This window comes from Collinsella sp. AF31-11, assembly GCF_003475605.1.
Lineage (GTDB): Bacteria > Actinomycetota > Coriobacteriia > Coriobacteriales > Coriobacteriaceae > Collinsella.
The window spans coordinates 130218-148101 of the sequence record NZ_QRQS01000005.1 but is presented as its reverse complement, the minus strand read 5'-3'; the positions used below and the strand labels follow the sequence as shown (position 1 = coordinate 148101).

At 62.3% G+C, this 17884-nt stretch carries 20 protein-coding genes and 1 tRNA gene; all 21 read left to right on the top strand.

Features of this window, described 5'->3' with window-relative positions:
• The first annotated feature begins 9 nt into the window (after positions 1–9).
• The 21 genes from DWZ22_RS04640 to DWZ22_RS04540 all read left to right on the top strand — a co-directional run bounded on the left by DWZ22_RS04640 (position 10) and on the right by DWZ22_RS04540 (position 17865).
• A complete protein-coding gene (locus DWZ22_RS04640) occupies positions 10–693 on the top strand; it encodes a site-2 protease family protein (protein ID WP_118405554.1) in 684 nt (227 codons plus the stop codon).
• Positions 694–777: 84 nt separating this feature from the next.
• Positions 778–1590 carry a ScpA family protein gene (locus DWZ22_RS04635; protein ID WP_117648525.1) on the top strand — a complete coding sequence of 271 codons (813 nt, stop codon included), beginning with the start codon at positions 778–780 and terminating at the stop codon, positions 1588–1590.
• Positions 1591–1601: 11 nt separating this feature from the next.
• Entirely contained in the window at positions 1602–2321 is a 720-nt protein-coding gene (gene scpB / locus DWZ22_RS04630) for an SMC-Scp complex subunit ScpB (RefSeq protein WP_118273374.1), read from the top strand.
• Between the two features lie 22 nt (positions 2322–2343).
• On the top strand, positions 2344–3270 hold the full coding sequence (locus tag DWZ22_RS04625; RefSeq protein ID WP_118405553.1) for a pseudouridine synthase: 927 nt from the start codon (positions 2344–2346) through the stop codon (positions 3268–3270).
• 66 nt (positions 3271–3336) lie between these two features.
• Positions 3337–4023, top strand: coding sequence for a (d)CMP kinase (gene cmk / locus DWZ22_RS04620; RefSeq protein ID WP_118405552.1), 687 nt, complete (start codon positions 3337–3339; stop codon positions 4021–4023).
• Positions 4024–4026: 3 nt separating this feature from the next.
• On the top strand, positions 4027–4755 hold the full coding sequence (locus DWZ22_RS04615) for a lysophospholipid acyltransferase family protein (protein WP_118405551.1): 729 nt from the start codon (positions 4027–4029) through the stop codon (positions 4753–4755).
• 2 nt (positions 4756–4757) lie between these two features.
• Entirely contained in the window at positions 4758–5657 is a 900-nt protein-coding gene (locus tag DWZ22_RS04610; protein WP_118405550.1) for a 4-hydroxy-3-methylbut-2-enyl diphosphate reductase, read from the top strand.
• 2 nt (positions 5658–5659) lie between these two features.
• Positions 5660–7102, top strand: a complete 1443-nt coding sequence (locus tag DWZ22_RS04605) for a DUF512 domain-containing protein (protein WP_118405549.1) — start codon at positions 5660–5662, stop codon at positions 7100–7102.
• 10 nt (positions 7103–7112) lie between these two features.
• Positions 7113–8447 (top strand): ribosome biogenesis GTPase Der, encoded by a 1335-nt coding sequence (gene der / locus DWZ22_RS04600; protein WP_099431760.1) that lies wholly within the window; start codon positions 7113–7115, stop codon positions 8445–8447.
• Positions 8440–9123 (top strand): glycerol-3-phosphate 1-O-acyltransferase PlsY, encoded by a 684-nt coding sequence (gene plsY / locus DWZ22_RS04595; RefSeq protein WP_118405548.1) that lies wholly within the window; start codon positions 8440–8442, stop codon positions 9121–9123. Before der ends, plsY begins: the two co-directional genes overlap by 8 nt.
• A 9-nt stretch (positions 9124–9132) precedes the next feature.
• Positions 9133–10140 carry an NAD(P)H-dependent glycerol-3-phosphate dehydrogenase gene (locus DWZ22_RS04590; RefSeq protein ID WP_118405547.1) on the top strand — a complete coding sequence of 336 codons (1008 nt, stop codon included), beginning with the start codon at positions 9133–9135 and terminating at the stop codon, positions 10138–10140.
• A gap of 18 nt (positions 10141–10158) precedes the next feature.
• Entirely contained in the window at positions 10159–10830 is a 672-nt protein-coding gene (rpe, locus tag DWZ22_RS04585) for a ribulose-phosphate 3-epimerase (RefSeq protein ID WP_118405546.1), read from the top strand.
• A gap of 6 nt (positions 10831–10836) precedes the next feature.
• Positions 10837–12015 carry a cysteine desulfurase family protein gene (locus DWZ22_RS04580; protein WP_118405545.1) on the top strand — a complete coding sequence of 393 codons (1179 nt, stop codon included), beginning with the start codon at positions 10837–10839 and terminating at the stop codon, positions 12013–12015.
• The gene (locus tag DWZ22_RS04575) at positions 12012–12821 is read left to right on the top strand and encodes a Nif3-like dinuclear metal center hexameric protein (RefSeq protein WP_118405544.1); all 810 of its coding nucleotides are present in this window, start codon (positions 12012–12014) and stop codon (positions 12819–12821) included. The genes DWZ22_RS04580 and DWZ22_RS04575 overlap by 4 nt, the downstream gene beginning before the upstream one ends.
• On the top strand, positions 12818–13537 hold the full coding sequence (locus DWZ22_RS04570; protein WP_118405543.1) for a zinc ribbon domain-containing protein: 720 nt from the start codon (positions 12818–12820) through the stop codon (positions 13535–13537). Before DWZ22_RS04575 ends, DWZ22_RS04570 begins: the two co-directional genes overlap by 4 nt.
• Before the next feature lie 2 nt (positions 13538–13539).
• The gene (coaBC, locus tag DWZ22_RS04565; protein ID WP_233546448.1) at positions 13540–14754 is read left to right on the top strand and encodes a bifunctional phosphopantothenoylcysteine decarboxylase/phosphopantothenate--cysteine ligase CoaBC; all 1215 of its coding nucleotides are present in this window, start codon (positions 13540–13542) and stop codon (positions 14752–14754) included.
• Between the two features lie 80 nt (positions 14755–14834).
• Positions 14835–14911: transfer RNA gene (locus DWZ22_RS04560), tRNA-Pro, on the top strand.
• A gap of 293 nt (positions 14912–15204) precedes the next feature.
• Positions 15205–15909, top strand: a complete 705-nt coding sequence (locus DWZ22_RS04555) for a CDP-alcohol phosphatidyltransferase family protein (RefSeq protein WP_118405542.1) — start codon at positions 15205–15207, stop codon at positions 15907–15909.
• Positions 15910–15975: 66 nt separating this feature from the next.
• Positions 15976–16410: an FHA domain-containing protein gene (locus DWZ22_RS04550; RefSeq protein WP_006236002.1), complete on the top strand. Its 435-nt coding sequence runs from the start codon at positions 15976–15978 to the stop codon at positions 16408–16410.
• Positions 16411–16413: 3 nt separating this feature from the next.
• Entirely contained in the window at positions 16414–17298 is an 885-nt protein-coding gene (locus DWZ22_RS04545) for a MerR family transcriptional regulator (RefSeq protein WP_118405541.1), read from the top strand.
• A gap of 36 nt (positions 17299–17334) precedes the next feature.
• Entirely contained in the window at positions 17335–17865 is a 531-nt protein-coding gene (locus tag DWZ22_RS04540) for an adenine phosphoribosyltransferase (RefSeq protein ID WP_117735205.1), read from the top strand.
• The last annotated feature ends 19 nt before the right edge of the window (positions 17866–17884 follow it).

Genomic DNA, 17884 nt, shown 5'->3' with positions numbered 1-17884 from the left:
GGGATAGCCATGTCCAGCAGCTACCTCATGAACCTGCTCGCGAGCGCCGTCGCCGTCATCGTGGGCATCGTCATCCACGAGAGTGCTCACGCCGCCGCGGCCTGGGCACTCGGCGATAAGACGGCCCGTTCGCGCGGTCGCGTGTCGCTCAATCCGCTCAACCACATCGACCCATTTGGCACCATCATCTTGCCGCTGCTCATGCTCGCCGCCGGTGGCCCGGTGTTCGCCTTCGCCAAGCCCGTGCCCGTCTACCTCAACAACCTCAAGCACCCCAAGCGCGACGAGGTCCTGGTGAGTGCGGCCGGCCCCGCATCGAACATCGCCCTCGCGTGCCTTGCCGCGGTCCTCATGCACGCGGCATACGGCAACCTATACACCAGCATGTCCTTTGCCGTTGCATCACAGATCATGAACTTCGGCGCCACGTTTATCGTGGTCAACCTGTCACTCGCGTTCTTCAACCTCATCCCGATCCCGCCGCTCGACGGCTCGTCGATCATTGTGCCGTTCCTTAAAGGCAAGGCTCTTAACAACTATTATCGTCTGCAGCAATACGCAATGCCCATCCTCATCATTGTGCTGTACCTGCTGCCCATGTGGACCGGCATCGACGTGATCGGCCGCTATTTCGACGTTACCGTGTATCCGCTAGCCGAGTGGCTGCTCAACTTCGCAATCGCCGGCATCTAAGGTAAACTTACAGGTCGACCGTGCAAAACGGTCGTAACATGCACCCAAACCGCGCCGCGAAGGCGCCGTCAAAGGAGGTCGAAGATGTCGTATCGCGTGTCGACGCAGGTCTACAGCGGACCGTTCGACCTGCTGCTGCAGCTGGTAACCCGCCAAAAAGTAGATATCGGCGCCATCTCAATCAGCGAGGTGGCCGAGCAGTACCTTGCCGAGGCCGAGCGCATCGAGGCGCTGGACCTGGACGTGGCGAGCGACTTTTTGCTGGTCGCGGCAACCCTTTTGGACATCAAGGCTGCCTCTCTGGTGCCGCAGGAGGCCCCGCGCAAAGCCGATGACGACGATGACGAGTTCGACGAAGACCTCGAGGAGCTCAGCACGCTTGACGGCGACGCGCTGCGTGAGGTCCTGATCCAGCGCCTGATTGCCTACAAGCAGTTTAAAGGCGCGGCTGCGGCCCTCGGTGCGCGGATGCAGGCCGAAAGCCGCATGCATCCGCGCGTGGCCGGCCCCGACCCCGAGTTCCTAGGCCTTATGCCCGACTACCTTGCCGGCATCACGCTGCGCGGTCTCGCCGTCATCTGTGCCGACCTGGACGGCAAGCGCCAGACCTTCCTGCTGGAGGCCGAGCATGTGGCGCCGCATCGCGTGCCGCTCGACCTGACGGTGGCCTCAGTCGACCGCTTTACGATGGCGCACCAAACCTGCACCTTCCGCGAGCTGTTGGACGGCGACGCCACCACCGAGCAGCTCGTTGTCACCTTCCTGGCCATGCTCGAGCTCGCCAAGCGCGGCTCGCTTACGCTGAGTCAGGATGAAATCTTTGGAACCATTCAAATCAACCGAGTCGAGGGAGCCGAGGCATACGTGCCCGGCGAGGGCCCCGAGCTCACCGAATAGGAGCGGCAACCATGTCAACCCTTTCCACGCTAGAGGCAAACAGCCTCAAAGGCGCTCTCGAGGCGCTGCTGCTGGTCTCGAGCGACCCCGTGAGCGCGCCCGCGCTGGCAGGCGCGCTGGATATCGCCCCCGGCGAATGCGTGTCGCTGTTGGCCGAGCTCAAGGTAGAGTATGAGGAGGCCAACCGCGGCTTTCAGCTGCGCGAGGTCGCCGGCGGTTGGCGCCTGTTTACGCACCCCGCCTACCACGACGTAGTCGAGGCCTATGTGTTGAGCTGGGACACGCAAAAGCTGTCGCAAGCGGCGCTCGAAACCCTGGCCGTCATCGCATACCACCAGCCCGTGACGCGCGAGGTGGTCAAGGGCATCCGCGGCGTCAATTCCGACGGCGTCATCGCGTCGCTCGTCGACAAGGGCCTGGTGCGTGAGCTCGGCCGCGACCCCCAGCGCGGTCAGGCCATCATCTACGGCACGACCAACGCCTTCTTGGAAAAGTTCGGTCTGCGCTCCACCCGCGACCTGCCCGACCTGGAGCAGTTTGCCCCCGACGAGCAGTCGCGCCAGTTTATCCGCGAGCGCCTGAGCGGCCGCAGTATTCAGTCCACGCTCGAGGAGCAGGCCGAGGACCTAGACGAAGAGCGCGAACTGCTCGATACCGATGTTGAGGACACCGATGTCGAGGAGCTTCTGGCAGCCGGTGATACCTCGGAGGATATGCATGACGAGGACTAACGAAATAGGGGAGACGCGCGCCATGGGCAACGCAGTATCCACAACCGACGCCCAGCCCGTCTATCCGCACACCATGCGCCTGCAGCGCTTTTTGGCGCGTGCGGGCGTGGCGAGCCGCCGTGGCTCAGAGGACCTGATGACCGCCGGCCGCGTGACCGTCAACGGCCAGGTCGCGACCGAACTAGGTACCAAGGTCGATGTCGACCGCGATCACATCGAGGTCGACGGCATGCCCGTCAAGCTCAACCAGGGCGCCGTGTACCTGATGCTCTACAAGCCGACCGGCTACCTCACCACCATGAGCGACCCGCAGGAGCGTCCCTGTGTGGCGGACCTGGTCCCCCGCGACCGCTTTCCGGGACTTTTCCCGGTGGGCCGCCTGGACCGCGACACCACGGGCCTTTTGCTCTTTACCACCGACGGCGACCTGTCGCAGGATCTGCTGCACCCCAGCAAGCACGTCTACAAGACCTACCAGGCACTCGTGGACGGGCAGCTGACCGACCGCGATCTCACGCCGCTGCGTCGCGGCATAGAGCTCGACGACGGCCTGTGCCAGCCGGCAATCTGCCGCATCATCAACGCGCGCGAGGCCGAGGCCGTGGCTCCGCAAGGCATCAAGCCCGGCACCACCGCCGTGGAGGTCATCATCCGCGAGGGCCGCAAGAATCAAGTTAAGCGTATGTTGAGCAAGATCCACCATCCGGTAATCCGTCTGCATCGCTGCAACTTTGCCGGCCTTGAGCTCGAGGGTGTGGCCAAGGGCTCGTGGCGCGAGCTCACCGACTGCGAGGTGCAGATCCTCAAGTCCGGCGGCATCCCGCCTAAGCAGGCCGTCGGCAAGCGCGGTGCCGCGCCGGCGACCAACACCGCCAGCCGCACGCGTCACCACGGCAGCCACGGCTCCGCACCCAAGCGCAACACTTACCGCGAGCGCTACACAGGCTAGGCAACCCGCCGCGCCCCAACGCCCGCGAATCATACCAGAACGTAAACCACCGAAAGGAAGCATTGCATGATCGTCGCCATAGACGGCCCCGCCGGTTCCGGCAAGTCCACCATCGCCAAGGAGATCGCCCGCCAGCTGGGCTTTAACAAGCTCGACACGGGCGCCATGTATCGCGCCGTCACCTTCGCCGCGCTCGACCGCGGCATCGACCTGGACGACGAGGCGGCAATCGACGCCCTCGCCGAGCAGATCGAGATCCGCTTTACCAACGGCACCGGAGAGGACACGCGCCTGACCGTTGACGGCCAGGACGCTTCGACCGCCATCCGCACCCCGCAGGTCGACGCCAACGTTTCCAAGGTCTCGGCCTATCCGGGCGTGCGCGCCGCCATGCTCATCCATCAGCGCCGTGCCGCCGAGGACCGCGATATCGTCGCCGAGGGTCGCGACATCGGAACCGTCGTGTTCCCCAACGCGCAGGTCAAGGTCTTCCTGACAGCCGACCCGCGCGAGCGCGCCCGCCGCCGCGTGCTTCAGCGTCACCAAAACGATGCCCAGCCGCTCACGTCCGAGCAGCTCGAGGCCGAGGTCGACGAGACCCTCGACGCCCTTAAGCAGCGCGACAAGCTCGACAGCAGCCGCGAGGTCGCCCCGCTCGTGCCCGCCGAGGACGCCGTGCACGTCGACTCCACCGCCCACACCATCGACGAGGTCGTCTCGATAATAGAGGACCTCATCAACCAAAGGAGGTAGCCCATGCGCCTGTTTAAGCAGACGCCCGAGGACTATTACAACGCCCCCTACGCCGAGTTCCCGGTGCTCATCCGCGGCACCGTCGTCGTGGTCATGGCCATCCTGTGGGCCTTCTCCAAGCTCATGTGGCGTTGGAAGGTCGAGGATGCCGATCTGCTGTTTGAGCGCCAGGACGACCGCGGCAGCGTGGTCATCTGCAACCACACCTCGATGGCCGAGCTCTTGGCCGTGGAGACGGCGCTGTTCTTTGGGGGCCGCCGCATTCGTCCCATCTTTAAATCCGAGTTTGCCAAGAGCAAGATTGTGCGCTGGGCCTTTAGCCGCGTGGGCGGCATTCCCGTGGAGCGCGGCACGGCCGACATGAAGTGCCTGCGTGCCGCCCAGCATGCGCTGCAGCGCGGCGAGGACGTCCTGATCTTCCCCGAGGGCACGCGCATCCGCTCGCGCGAGATCAAGCCCGAGGTCCACGGCGGTTTTGCGCTCATCGCTCAGATGGGCAAGGCGCCCATCAACCCGCTCGCCATCTGTGGCTGGTCCGACATCACGCCCAAAGGCAAAAAGCTCATGCATCCCAAAAAGTGCTGGATCCGCGCCGGCAAGGCCGTCTCGCTTTCCGACGCGCCGGCCGGGCTTAAACGCACGGAGCGCTTGGCCTGGTTTGAATCCGAAGCCATGAACCGTGTCTATAAGATGCGCGACGAGCTGTGCGCTGAGCATCCGGGCAGGTTCTAGCCATGAGCGACAACGTGACAAACACTGCCGCGACTACGTCCGACCAGGACAACGCGCCCACTATCGAGATCGCAGCCCACGCCGGCACTTGCTACGGCGTACAGCGTGCGCTCGATATGGCGCTAGCCGCCGCGCCGCAGGCAGGGGAGAGCACTCAGGTCCATACCTTGGGTCCGCTCATCCATAACCCCATCGTGGTACGCGAGCTCGCCGAGGCAGGCGTTGGTCTGGCCGACACCTTGGACGATGCCACATCGGGCACCGTGATCATCCGCGCCCACGGCGTGGTGCCGCAGGTCATCGATGCCGCTCGCGAGCGTGGCCTTAACGTCGTCGACGCCACCTGCCCCTACGTGAAGAAGGTCCATGTGGCAGCCGAGCGCCTGGTACGCGAGGGCTACCACGTGGTAGTCGTGGGCGAGCCGGGCCACCCCGAAGTCGAGGGCATCCTGGGCCACGCCGGCGATGACGCGCAGGTCGTGAGCTGTACCGCCGACGCCGATGCCCTGTCGCTCAAGGGCAAGGTAGGCCTCGTCGTGCAGACCACCCAGACCGCGCAGAACCTCGCCGAGGTCGTGGCCGCTATCACCCCGCGCGTGCAGGAGCTTCGTGTGATCAACACCATCTGCGCCGCCACGAGTGAGCGTCAACAGGCAGCAGCCACGCTTGCCAACCGCTGCGACTGCATGGTCGTGGTGGGCGGCAAGAACTCGGGCAACACCCGCCGCCTGGCACAGATTTGCGCGGACGCCTGCGAGCGCACGTATCACATCGAGGAAGCTTCCGAGCTCCAGGCCGCGTGGTTTACCGACGCTCGCCACATCGGCATCACCGCCGGAGCCTCCACCCCGCAAGAACACATCGAACGCGCCGTCACGCGCATCAAGGAGCTTTGCCGCTAACCATGGACCAGACCGTACCCGCATACGCCGCCGAGGTGGCTGATTACGGGCGCAGCCGCGACCCCGAGCCGGGTGAGGGCGCGCTCGTAAAGAACGTACGTCCCGAGTCACCCGCATGGGATGTGGGTATCGAGCCGGGCATGCGCGTGCTCACGGTCAACGGCGAGCAGCTCACCGACATGATCGTGTGGCTCTGGGAGGCCGACGACGACACCGTCGAGCTGGAGGTATTCGATCCACGCGACGGCACCGTCACGCCCGTGGAGCTCGACCGCTTTCCCGGCGAGGACTGGGGCCTGGAGTTCGATGGCCCCATCTTTGATGGCATGCGTACCTGCGTTAACGCCTGCGTGTTCTGCTTTATGACCATGCTGCCCAAGGGCGGTCGCTCCACGCTCTACATCCGCGACGACGACTACCGCCTGAGCTTTTTGCAGGGCAACTTTGTCACGCTCACGAACCTCTCCGACGAGGACGTGCAATACGTCATCGAGCGCAACATGAGCCCCATGAACGTGTCAGTCCACGCCGTGGGCCCAGATATCCGCCGCCGCATGATGGGCCGAAACGCCCAACGTGGCATGGACGTGCTCGAGGCCATCATGGCCGCCGGCATCGAAATCCACGCGCAGATCGTGCTGTGCCCCGGCATGAATGACGGCGAGGAGCTGCAGAAGACCCTGCGCTTTTGCGAGGAGCACGAGCAAATCACCAGCCTGGGCATTGTGCCCCTTGGATTTACCAAACACCAGAATCGCTTTAGCTGGTCCTACAGCGACAAGCCCGAGCTGGCGCGCGAGACCATCGACATGATCCGGCCCTTCCAGGACCGTGCCTTCGAGCGCTTTGGCCGCCACACCTTCCAGATGAGCGACGAGTTCTATCTGGACGCCGGCATCGATCCTCCCGAGGCAGACTTTTACGACGGCTACCCGCAGTACTACGACGGCATCGGCATGATCCGCTCGTATCTGGACGAGACCGACGACGTGATGGCTACCGATGCCGAGCGACTGGCCCGCGTCCGCGCTGGCATCGCCGCCCGTGGCCAGCGTCTGCTGTGCCTCTCGGGCGCCAGCGCACGCGATACGGTGGCCCGCTTTGTGGAGTCGCCCCAGGGACTCGCCGGCACTGTCACGGCTATCAAGAACCGCTACTTTGGCGGCAACGTGGACGTGACCGGGCTTATTGTCGCCTGCGACATCTTGGAGCAGCTGCCACAGGGCCTCTCGGGGGTTATGCTCTTTGTGCCTAAGCTCATGTTCAACGCTGACGGCATGACGCTTGACGAGTATCATCGTGACGATTTACTCGCAAGTCTTACCAGTCGCGGCGCCGAGGTTCATGTGGTGTCGACCATGCCGCATGAGCTGCTCGATACCCTGGAGCACATCCTTGGCATTGTGCCTGCCGACTCTACTAATTCCGCTGACCCTACCCATTAAAGGAGAGCAGATGAAACCTATCGTCGCCGTCGTCGGACGCCCCAACGTGGGCAAGTCCACGCTCGTTAACCGCCTGGCCCAGACTTCGGACGCCATCGTCCACGAGTCCCGAGGCGTCACGCGCGACCGCTCATACCACACGGCCGATTGGAACGGTCGCGAGTTCACCATCGTCGACACGGGCGGCATCGAGCCGCTCAAGAGCGATGACGTCTTTGCCACATCCATCCGCGACCAGGCCCTCGCCGCCGCCGAGGAAGCCGCCGTCATCCTGTTTGTGGTCGACGGCCGCACCGGTGTCACCGAGGAGGACGAGTCGGTCGCCCGCATGCTCAAGCGCTGCGACAAGCCGGTCTTTCTGCTGGTGAACAAGCTCGACAACCCCGATCGCGAGAACGACAGCATCTGGGAGTTCTATTCGCTCGGCATCGGCGAGCCCACGCCGCTCTCGGCCCTGCATGGCCATGGCACGGGCGACCTGCTCGACGATATCGTGGCCTTGCTTCCGGAAGAAGAGGACGAGGTCGCCGACGAGTTCCCCGATGCGCTGAACGTGGCCATCATCGGCCGCCCCAACGCCGGTAAGTCCTCGCTGTTCAACCGCATTCTGGGCGCCGACCGCTCCATCGTCTCGAACATCGCCGGCACCACGCGCGACGCCATCGACACGGTCGTCGAGCGCAACGGCAAGCACTATCGCATGGTCGATACCGCGGGCATCCGTAAGAAGAGCACCGTGTACGAAAACATCGAGTACTACTCCATGGTTCGCGGCCTACGCGCCATCGACCGCGCCGACGTGGCGCTACTCGTCGTCGACGCCTCCGTGGGCGTCACCGAGCAGGACCAGAAGGTCATGGGCTTGGCCATCGAGCGCGGCTGCGCCATCGTGGTGCTGCTCAACAAGTGGGACCTGCTCGACGACGACCGCAAGAGAGAAGCCTGTATGGAGACCGTCGACCGCCGTCTGGGCGTCATGGCTCCCTGGGCCCAGTACCTGCGCATCTCTGCCCTGACCGGCCGCAGCGTGGAGAAGATCTGGGCAATGGTCGACGCAGCCGAAAAGACGCGCTCGCAGAAGATAAGCACCTCGCGCCTCAACACGTTCCTCACCGACCTGCGCGAGTTCGGCCATACCGTGGTGGACGGCAAGCGCCGCCTGCGCATGCACTACGTGACCCAGACGGGCGTCAACCCGCCGACGTTCACGTTTTTCGTTAACCACAGCGACCTGGTCAACGACACCTACCAGCGCTACGTGGAGAACCGCATGCGCTCGACCTTCGACTTTGCCGGCACGCCCATTCGACTCTTCTTTAGGAAGAAGGAGCAAAAGGATGCTTAATCCGATTCTGCTGACCGCCATCTGCGCCGTGGTCTCGTTCTTTATCGGAGCGATTCCGTTTGGCCTGATCCTGGGCCGCGTGTTCAACCACACGGACATCCGTAAGGCGGGCTCCGGCAACATCGGCACCACCAACGCCCTGCGCGTGGCCGGTCCCAAGGTGGCCGCGCTCACCCTGCTGCTCGACTGCCTTAAGGGCGCCATCTGCGTCCTTATCGCGCGTCCGCTCATCGCGAGCGTGGGCTATGGCTTTCCGCCGAACATTATGGCGCCCGGTGCCCCCGGCGACTGGATGCTCGGCGTCATTTGCCTGGCAGCTGTATGGGGCCATATCTTCTCGCCCTACCTCAACTTCCATGGCGGCAAGGGTATCGCAGTTGGTCTGGGCGTCATCCTCGCCTGGTACTGGCCTATTGGCCTGTCGCTGCTAGGCATGTTTATCGTGGCCGTCGCTATTACCAAGTATGTGTCGGTGGGCTCACTCGCCGCTGCCATCGGTCTTCCCATCGCCGCTTGCGCGATCTTTCCGTACAGCAGCCTGGGTCTCAAGTTCTGCATGGCGATGATCGGTATCACCGTGGTGTGGGCCCATCGTTCGAATATCCAAAAGCTCATGGCCGGTAAGGAGTCCAAGCTCTCGTTTACCAAGCGCGTCACCGAGCCCGACGATAAGTAGGAGAGAGTCATGAATGTTGCGCTGATTGGCTCTGGCTCCTGGGGAACCGCCGTCGCCGGCCTTGCTGCCGCGCGAGCCGAGCGCGTGACCATGTGGGCCCACAGCGAGCAGACGGCCGCCGGCATCAATGGCGAGCACCGTAATCCGCGCTATCTGGTGGGATACGAGCTGCCCTGCAACGTCGTCGCCTCGACCGAGCTCGCCCAGGCGCTCGACGGCGCCGAGGCCATCATCTTTGCCGTCCCTTCGACGCACCTTCGCAGCGTGTGCCACCAGGCCGCGCCCTTTATCGCCGCCGATACCCCGGTGCTCTGCCTCACCAAGGGCATTGAGCCCGAGTCCGGCCTGCTCATGAGCGAGGTCATCGCAAGCGAGACCGGCAACGAGGCGCGTGTCGCGGCGCTTTCGGGCCCCAACCATGCTGAGGAAATCTGCCGCGGCGGGCTTTCGGCCGCCGTCATCGCCAGCGAGGACCAGCAGGTGGGGGAGACCTTTAAGAACCTGCTCCTGTCCACTGCCTTCCGTATCTATCTGTCGCAAGACATGACCGGTGTCGAGGTCTGCGGCGCTATGAAAAACGTCATCGCCATCGTGTGCGGCATCTCCGCCGGCACCGGTGCAGGCGACAACACGCTCGCCCTTATCATGACGCGCGGCCTGGCCGAGATCAGCCGTCTAGTGCACGCCCGCGGCGGTCAAGCTATGACCTGCATGGGACTCGCTGGAATGGGTGACCTCATTGCCACCTGCACCTCGGAGCATTCGCGCAATCGCACCTTTGGCTACGAGTTTGCCCACGGCGTGTCACTCGACGAGTATCAGGAGCGCACGCATATGGTGGTTGAGGGCGCCGTCGCGGCCCGCAGCGTCAGCGAACTTGCCCGTTCACTGGGCGTAGACATTCCGCTTACCTTTGCCGTGGAGCAAACGCTCTACAACGGTGTTACTTTGGATAGGGCGCTCGAGATCCTTACCGACCGCGTCCCCTCTCAAGAGTTCTACGGACTCACCGACTAGCGCAGAAAGGCTACTACCATGGGTTCCATCAAAATCGCTCCATCCGTCCTTTCGGCCGACATGGCCAACCTGAAGGGCGAACTCGACAAGATTGCCGGCGCCGACTACGTGCACTTTGACGTTATGGACGGTCACTTTACCGGTAACCTTACCTTTGGCGTTGACATCCTCAAAGCCGTCAAGCGCTCCACCGATGTACCGGTAGACGCGCACCTCATGGTGTCGAACCCCGACGAGACGGTCGATTGGTACGCCGACGCCGGTGCCGACATGATCACCGTGCACTACGAGGCCTCCACGCACCTGCACCGCACGCTCACGCACCTGCAGCAGCGCGGCGTCAAGGCCGGCGTGGTGCTCAACCCCGCCACGCCCGTCTGCGTACTCGAGAGCATCATCGACGTCGTCGACATGGTGCTGCTGATGAGCGTGAACCCTGGCTTTGGCGGCCAGAGCTTTATCCCGGGCACTCTGCCTAAGCTCCACGAACTCAAGGCCATGTGTGAGCGCCACAGCGTGTCGCCCCTGATCGAGGTCGATGGCGGTATCTCTTCCAAAAACATCGCCGAGGTCGTCAAGGCCGGCGCCAACGTGCTCGTAGCCGGCTCCGCCGTATTTAAGTCCGAAGATCCCGCTGCCGAGGTTGCGCTGCTGCAGAAGCTGGGCAACGAGGCCGCACAGGAGGCATAAACCCTTATGACCGCAGGTCAAAACCGCATACCCGTGAATCTTGACTATGCCGCCTCGACGCCCATGCGCGCCGAGGCGCGCCTTGCGCAGCGCGAATATGACGACAGCGAGCTTGCCGGCGTTAACCCCAACTCGCTGCACTCGCTCGGCCGCAAGGCCGCCGCACGCCTGGAAGCCGCCCGTCGCGAGATCGCTCGCAGCTTTGGTGCACGCGTTCGCCCGTCCGAGATCATCCTGACCAACGGCGGCACCGAAGCCAACCAGTTGGCACTGCTCGGTCTTGCCGAAGGCGCCCGTCAGCGCGACCGTAAGCGTAACCGCGTGATCGTATCTGCCATCGAGCACGATTCGATTCTGGACAACCTGCCGCTGCTGCGCGCCGCCGGCTTTTCCGTCGACCTGGTGCAGCCCTGCCGCGCGGGCTTCATTGAGCCTCCCGCGCTGATCGACTTGCTGGGTGACGACGTGGCGCTCGTGAGCATTATGGTCGCCAACAACGAGACCGGCGTGGTGCAGCCCATCCGCGAGCTTACCGCTGCCGCACATGCTGCCGGCGCCTTGTTTCATACCGATGCCATCCAGGGCTACTTGCATATTCCGGTCGATGTCACCGAGCTGGGAGTTGACGCTATGACCGTTGCCGCGCACAAGATTGGCGGCCCCGTGGCATCTGGCGCGCTCTACCTTAAGAGCCGCACGCCGCTGCGCCCGCGCATCTTTGGCGGCGGACAGGAGGCCGGTCGTCGTGCCGGCACGCAGGACCTGCGTACACAGTTGGCTTTTGCCGCTGCCGCTTCCGCACTGTTGCCGAATGTTGCCCAGGAGCGCACAACGCTGCAGGCCTTATCCGATAAGCTCTACGCCACGCTTACGGCCCATCCTCGCATTCACGCCACGATGGGCGACTACGCGCAGGCCGATCGCCTGCCGGGTATGGTATCGATCTACGTCGACGGCATGGACTCCGAGGAGCTCATCGTCAAGCTCGATGCCGCCGGCTTTGAGGTTTCGGCCGGATCGGCTTGCTCGAGCGGCAGCATGGACCCGAGCCACGTGCTCAGCGCCATGGGCATTGGTCGCGAGCAGGCGCTGGGTGCACTGCGCATCTCCTTCGATGACCGCGTGAACCCGGCTGACCTGGACGACTTTGCCCAGACGCTCCTCTCGATCGTAGGTGCCGCATGATCGTCGCCGAGCTTGAGCGCGCGCTGCTTACACGCTATCCCAAGACTGATGCCGAACCCTGGGACCACGTAGGCTTATCCGTTGGCAACCCCGACGACGAGATCCGCGGCGTTGCTTGCGCGCTTGACGCAACCAGGGAAAACGTGCATCGCGCCTTGGAAGCCGGCGCCAACGTGTTACTGACGCACCATCCCATCTACATCAAGGCGCCCGAGGCGTTTTGCCCGCCCAGCGCGACGCGCTCCCAGTGCAGCGCAGCCCTCTACGAGGCTGCCCGCTGCGGGGTGAGCATTATCTCGCTCCACACCAACTTGGACCGCTCGCGCGAGGCGCGCGCCTGCCTAAGTACGCTGTTAGACGCCGTGCCCGCAAGCTCGCTGGAGCACGTAGGCGACCCCGAGGCCTGCGGCCTGGGAGCCCTTGCGACGCTCAACGACCCCTGCAGTCTGGGCGACCTTGCCACTCGCGCCGCCACGGTGTTTGGCAGCGACCCACGCGTGTGGGGCGAGGCCGATAGCCCGTGTCGAACCGTCGCCATTTTGGGCGGCTCCCTGGGCGACTTTGGAGAGCTCGCCATCGTCGCAGGCGCAGATGTTGTCGTGACGGGCGAGGCGGGCTACCACGTGGTACAAGACCTTGCCTTGCGCGGGTTGCCGGTGATCCTGCTCGGCCACGACCGCTCCGAGGAGCCGTTCGTTGATATATTGATGAACTCTGAAGTTGACGCCGGGGTCGACCCCAGTCATGCGATTAAAATACTGAACCCTTGCCAATGGTGGACTGTGACAAAAGGAGAGAACTTATGAGCGCCGGCGCTACGCTACTCAAGCTGCAACAGATCGATTTGGAGCTCGCCCGCAACAAGAGCGAACTTTCCAATATGCCGGAGCTCAAGGAGCTCGCTTCCAAGCGCAAGACCTATGTGAAGCTCAAGGCCGAGATGACCAAGCTCTACGCCCAGCGCAAAGACCTGGACATTGAGCTCGACGATCTCAACACCACCGAGATTCAGACCAACAACGCCATCGAGGCCGCCAAGAAGCGTCACGTCGACGGCTCCGACTACCGCGAGGTTCAGGACCTGGAGAATGAGCTCGCCACCCTGGCCAAGCGTCTGGACAAGATCGAGCACACCCGCAAGGACGTCGTTGTCGCCCATAAGGAGGCGCTCGACCGCGAGGTCCGCGCGCAGGCGATCATCGCCAAGTTCGAGGAGGGCGTGAAGGCCGATACCAAGGCCGCCCGCGCCAAGGCTGCCGACCTGCAGGCTCAGATCGACGCCGCCACGAAGGAGCGCACCGCGCTTGCCGCTACGCTACCGGCCGACGTGCTCACCGACTACGAGCGCCTGCTCAAGCAGTTCCGCGGGCTGGCCGTCGAGACCATCCAGGGCAACATCCCCACGGTCTGCCACACCGCGCTGCAGGCATCGTCCATGAGCGACCTCAACCACGACGGTAGCGAGATTACGCACTGCCCGTACTGCCACCGCCTCCTGGTACTCCCGAGCAAGGAAGCCTAGCGATGACATCGGCACCCAACAATTCAATGCAACTTGAGGGAAAAACGATCCTGCTGGGCAGTACCGGCGGGATCGCCGCCTATAAGTCGTGCAATATCGTGCGTCTGCTGCAAAAGCGCGGCGCACGCGTCAAGGTCGTTATGAGCGAGCATGCCACGGAGTTCGTGGGGCCGCTCACCTTCCGCGCGCTCACCAATGAGCCGGTCGCGGTTGGACTATTCGACGACCCGTCTGACCCCATCCACCATATTTCGCTGGCGCAGGAGCCCGATCTGGTGGTCGTGGCGCCCGCGACGGCCAATATCATCGCCAAGATGGCCAACGGCATCGCCGACGACCTCATCTCCACCACGCTGCTGGCAACGCCGCGACCCGTCGTGATCGCGCCGGCCATGAACAACGGCATGTGGAAGGCACCGGCTACACAGGCCAATATGGCCACGCTGCGCGACCGCGGCGTGCACGTGGTGGGTCCGGGCAGCGGCTACCTTGCCTGCGGCGACGTGGACACGGGCCGCATGAGCGAGCCCGAGGACATCGTCGAGGCTGTCTGTGAGGTGCTCAACCCCGCGCCTCAGGATCTGGCAGGTAAGCGCATCGTGATTACCGCCGGCCCCACGCACGAGCCGATCGACCCCGTGCGCTTCATTGGCAACCGCTCTTCGGGCAAGATGGGTATCGCCCTGGCAGGGGAGGCTGCTCGCCGCGGTGCTGCGGTCACGCTCGTGTTGGGACCGACATCGCTCGATGTGCCCCACGGCGTGGAGTGCGTGCGCGTGCAGACCGCCGCAGAGATGCTCCAAGCTGCCCTGAACGCCTTCCAAACGGCCGATGCGGCAATTTGTGCGGCCGCCGTCGCCGACTACACCCCCGCTGCCCCTGCCGACCATAAGCTCAAAAAGGCCAACGAGCGCCTGGATCGAATCGAACTGGTCGAGACGGTCGATATCTTGGCCGAACTCTCGCGCCAAAAGGGAGAGCGGTGCGTGATCGGCTTTGCGGCCGAGACCGATAACGTTGTCGAGTACGCTGAGCGCAAATTGGTCCGCAAGGGATGCGATGCGATTGTCGCCAACGATGTCTCGCGCGCCGATTCGGGCTTTGGAACCGACACGAACAAGGCCTGGATTGTGAGCACAACGGGCACGCAAGAACTTCCCGTGCTAACAAAACCCCAGCTCGCAGATACAATTTTGGACTTGCTTCAAAATTTGTAAAAAAGTTCTTGCACTAGTCTAAAGTTTCGGGTTAATATACTCCCTGTTGCGAGCGAGAGCAGAGCAACAAACATAAGCTTCGGGACGTGGCGCAGCTTGGTAGCGCACTTGACTGGGGGTCAAGGGGTCGCTGGTTCGAATCCAGTCGTCCCGACCAGAAGTTTGCAGGTCAGGCACCTAGTGCCTGACCTTTTTTATTAAGAATCAACGGCGTAAGCAACATAGAATCAACGGCTTTCTTGATCGATACTTTCGCTCAACAAAAACTTGTACGTCACCCTCCAAAAATGACAATTAATGACATGTTTGGAGGCTGACGTACACAAAACGGTACATTCACGTTGCGACAGCGCCTTCCTCATGTCTGGACTCTCTATGCTTACGCTGGATAGACATCGCCAGAACGGGTATAGTATCGAAAGTTTTATCGTTAACCAGCGGGGGAGTCCTGTGGGCATCAAAAAGAAGATCAAAAAGGAGCTTATCGGCACTTCCGATTACCCGTCGAATAAGATCTTTACGATCTCCAATTTCATCACCTTTACGCGCCTGATCCTCACCCTGGTATTTCTGTACCTGTTTGTGACGGATAACAACCGCGTCATCGCCATCGTTATCTACGCCGTTGCCGCCTCCACCGACTGGATGGACGGTCAGATCGCCCGCATGACTAAGACGGTCTCGTGGCTCGGCAAGGTCATGGATCCCATTTGCGACCGCGCGCTGCTGTTCACCGGCGTACTTGGACTGGTGGTCCGCGGAGAGCTGCCCATCTGGGTCTGCGTGCTCATTATAGGCCGCGACATCTATCTGGGCATCGGCACGCTTATCGTGCGTCATTATCACCGTCGCCCCATCGATGTCGTCTTTCCCGGAAAGATTGCCACTGCGCTGCTCATGACTGGCTTCTCGCTCATGCTGCTCGGGTTCCCCGTTGTTGACGGCATGCACCTTTTACCTTCAACCCTCACGGCCTTCCCGGGCCTCAACGGAAGCTCGGTGCCCCTCGGCATCTTCTTTGTGTATGGTGGTGTGATCTTCTCCATGCTCACCGCTGTCATCTACTCCATTAAGGGCGGTGTGGCCATTAAACAGGCTCTCGCGCATCCCGAGGACGAGGACATCGACTTTCTTAACCCCGAAATCGAAGACTGATTCGTTGGGGTATGATTACGTACGGTTCATTATTTGCGGCACGTCCGCGATAAGTTAGGGGTTGTCATGGACAACATGGTTAACAATATGCCTCAGAATGATAAGACTGCTGACGCTACCTGCGTATTCCGCGTGCCTTCAAGCGACGTCACCGTTCCCGACCTCATGGCCAACGTGCGCATCACCGCCCCCGTTCTGTCCATCGTCAAGGGTCCGCAGACTGGTGCCGCCTTTGAGCTCGAGGACGACGTGACCACCATCGGTCGCGATCCCGCGAATGGCATCTTCCTCAACGACATGACTGTCTCGCGCAGCCACGCACGCATTATTCGTGAGGGCCTGGGCGCCCGTATTGAGGATCTGGGCTCGCTCAACGGCACCTGGGTCGACGGTGCCATTGTCAACGCGGCTCCGCTGCACGACGGCTCTTCCGTTCAGATCGGTACGTTTACGCTCATCTACCACGAGAGCACGCCGGAGCGCATCGAAACCGGTGAGTAGGGCATGGCCGAACGCAACTATCTGAGTATCGGCCAAGTCGTCAACCTACTTCGAGGCGCATACCCCGATCTTTCGAACTCAAAAATTAGATTTCTAGAAGATGAGGGGCTCATTACCCCTCATCGTACGCCTAAGGGATACCGTCAGTACTCCAAGGAGGACGTTGACCGCCTGGAGGTCATCCTGCACCTGCAGAAGACCCGCTATATGCCGCTCAACGTGATTAAGCAGCGCTTGGAAAACGCCACGGACCTGTCAACGCTCGCCTACGAGGTGGGCTTGCTGTCCGATGTTCCGCTTAAGACGGAGCCCAAGGAGACCAAACAAAAGCTGCATCCCATCGAGACCATTCCCGATATGCTGGGCGTCGAGATCTCGTTTATCCGCTCGCTCGCCGAGAACGACCTCATTCGCATCATCAAAAGTCCGCAGAACCGTGAGCTCGTCGATGGTCGCGATTTTCCGATCATCCGCTACTGCTCCGAGCTGTCACGCTTCCATATCGAGCCGCGCAACCTGCGTCAGTACGTGTCTTCCGCCAACCGCGAATCCTCGATGTTTGAGCAAGTGCTCGTAAGCATGCTCGGCATGGATACCTCCGATGACGAGCGCGACGCCAAGCTCGAGCGTGCGTTTAAGAAGCTTCACGACCTGACGGAAGGCGTGCACACCGCGTTGCTCAAGAACCGCGTTTTTGAGTCGCTCAACGCCGTGGTCGAGGACGCCGACATCGATGCGCTCGATGAGGAGATCGCTCGCTCCGAGTCCACCAAGGCTAAAAGCGATGGGGCAAGTGTCTCCGCGGTTGCCGCACACGACGAGTCGCTCGTACAGCCGTCCAAGGTCATCGTCACCTCGCATAGCTCGTCTACTAACACGGGTAAATAGCCGCCGTCCACCCGGCAATCCATGAAAGGTCACGCCATGTACGACTTCGAATCTCAAATCGTCGACATCCCCGACTATCCCGAGCCCGGAGTCATCTTTAAAGACATCACGCCGCTCTTTGGCAATCCCGAGGCACTGAAGGCCATGGTAGATGCGCTGGCCGAGCATTTTGCCGACATGGGCATTACTAAGGTCGTTGGCCCCGAGGCCCGTGGCTTTATGGTTGGCGTACCGGTGGCTGTAGCCCTTGGCGCCGGCTTTGTTCCCGCACGTAAACCGGGCAAGCTACCGCGCGAGACCGTGAGCCAGAGCTATGAGCTCGAATACGGAACGGATTCCATTGAGATCCATGCCGACGCTATCAGCTCTAAAGATACCGTGTTGATTCTGGACGACTTGGTCGCGACGGGCGGAACCGTCGAGGCAACAGGTAAACTGGTGCGAGATATGGGCGCAAAGCTTGTCGGTTACGGTTGTATCCTTGAGCTTGCGTTTCTCAACCCGCGCGAGAAGCTCACGCCGTCTGATGACGATGTGGAGCTCTTTAGCCTGGTGACGGTGAACTAGCCGTTACCCTTAGTTACTG

Coding starts and splice junctions, on each gene's coding strand:
- DWZ22_RS04575 (WP_118405544.1), top strand. CDS start 12,012: ATGATCGTCGCCGAGCTTGAGCGCGCGCTGCTTACACGCTATCCCAAG.
- DWZ22_RS04540 (WP_117735205.1), top strand. CDS start 17,335: ATGTACGACTTCGAATCTCAAATCGTCGACATCCCCGACTATCCCGAG.
- DWZ22_RS04625 (WP_118405553.1), top strand. CDS start 2,344: ATGGGCAACGCAGTATCCACAACCGACGCCCAGCCCGTCTATCCGCAC.
- DWZ22_RS04615 (WP_118405551.1), top strand. CDS start 4,027: ATGCGCCTGTTTAAGCAGACGCCCGAGGACTATTACAACGCCCCCTAC.
- DWZ22_RS04640 (WP_118405554.1), top strand. CDS start 10: ATGTCCAGCAGCTACCTCATGAACCTGCTCGCGAGCGCCGTCGCCGTC.
- DWZ22_RS04545 (WP_118405541.1), top strand. CDS start 16,414: ATGGCCGAACGCAACTATCTGAGTATCGGCCAAGTCGTCAACCTACTT.
- scpB (WP_118273374.1), top strand. CDS start 1,602: ATGTCAACCCTTTCCACGCTAGAGGCAAACAGCCTCAAAGGCGCTCTC.
- DWZ22_RS04635 (WP_117648525.1), top strand. CDS start 778: ATGTCGTATCGCGTGTCGACGCAGGTCTACAGCGGACCGTTCGACCTG.
- DWZ22_RS04590 (WP_118405547.1), top strand. CDS start 9,133: ATGAATGTTGCGCTGATTGGCTCTGGCTCCTGGGGAACCGCCGTCGCC.
- der (WP_099431760.1), top strand. CDS start 7,113: ATGAAACCTATCGTCGCCGTCGTCGGACGCCCCAACGTGGGCAAGTCC.
- DWZ22_RS04605 (WP_118405549.1), top strand. CDS start 5,660: ATGGACCAGACCGTACCCGCATACGCCGCCGAGGTGGCTGATTACGGG.
- cmk (WP_118405552.1), top strand. CDS start 3,337: ATGATCGTCGCCATAGACGGCCCCGCCGGTTCCGGCAAGTCCACCATC.
- DWZ22_RS04580 (WP_118405545.1), top strand. CDS start 10,837: ATGACCGCAGGTCAAAACCGCATACCCGTGAATCTTGACTATGCCGCC.
- DWZ22_RS04550 (WP_006236002.1), top strand. CDS start 15,976: ATGGACAACATGGTTAACAATATGCCTCAGAATGATAAGACTGCTGAC.
- coaBC (WP_233546448.1), top strand. CDS start 13,540: ATGACATCGGCACCCAACAATTCAATGCAACTTGAGGGAAAAACGATC.
- DWZ22_RS04570 (WP_118405543.1), top strand. CDS start 12,818: ATGAGCGCCGGCGCTACGCTACTCAAGCTGCAACAGATCGATTTGGAG.
- DWZ22_RS04610 (WP_118405550.1), top strand. CDS start 4,758: ATGAGCGACAACGTGACAAACACTGCCGCGACTACGTCCGACCAGGAC.
- plsY (WP_118405548.1), top strand. CDS start 8,440: ATGCTTAATCCGATTCTGCTGACCGCCATCTGCGCCGTGGTCTCGTTC.
- rpe (WP_118405546.1), top strand. CDS start 10,159: ATGGGTTCCATCAAAATCGCTCCATCCGTCCTTTCGGCCGACATGGCC.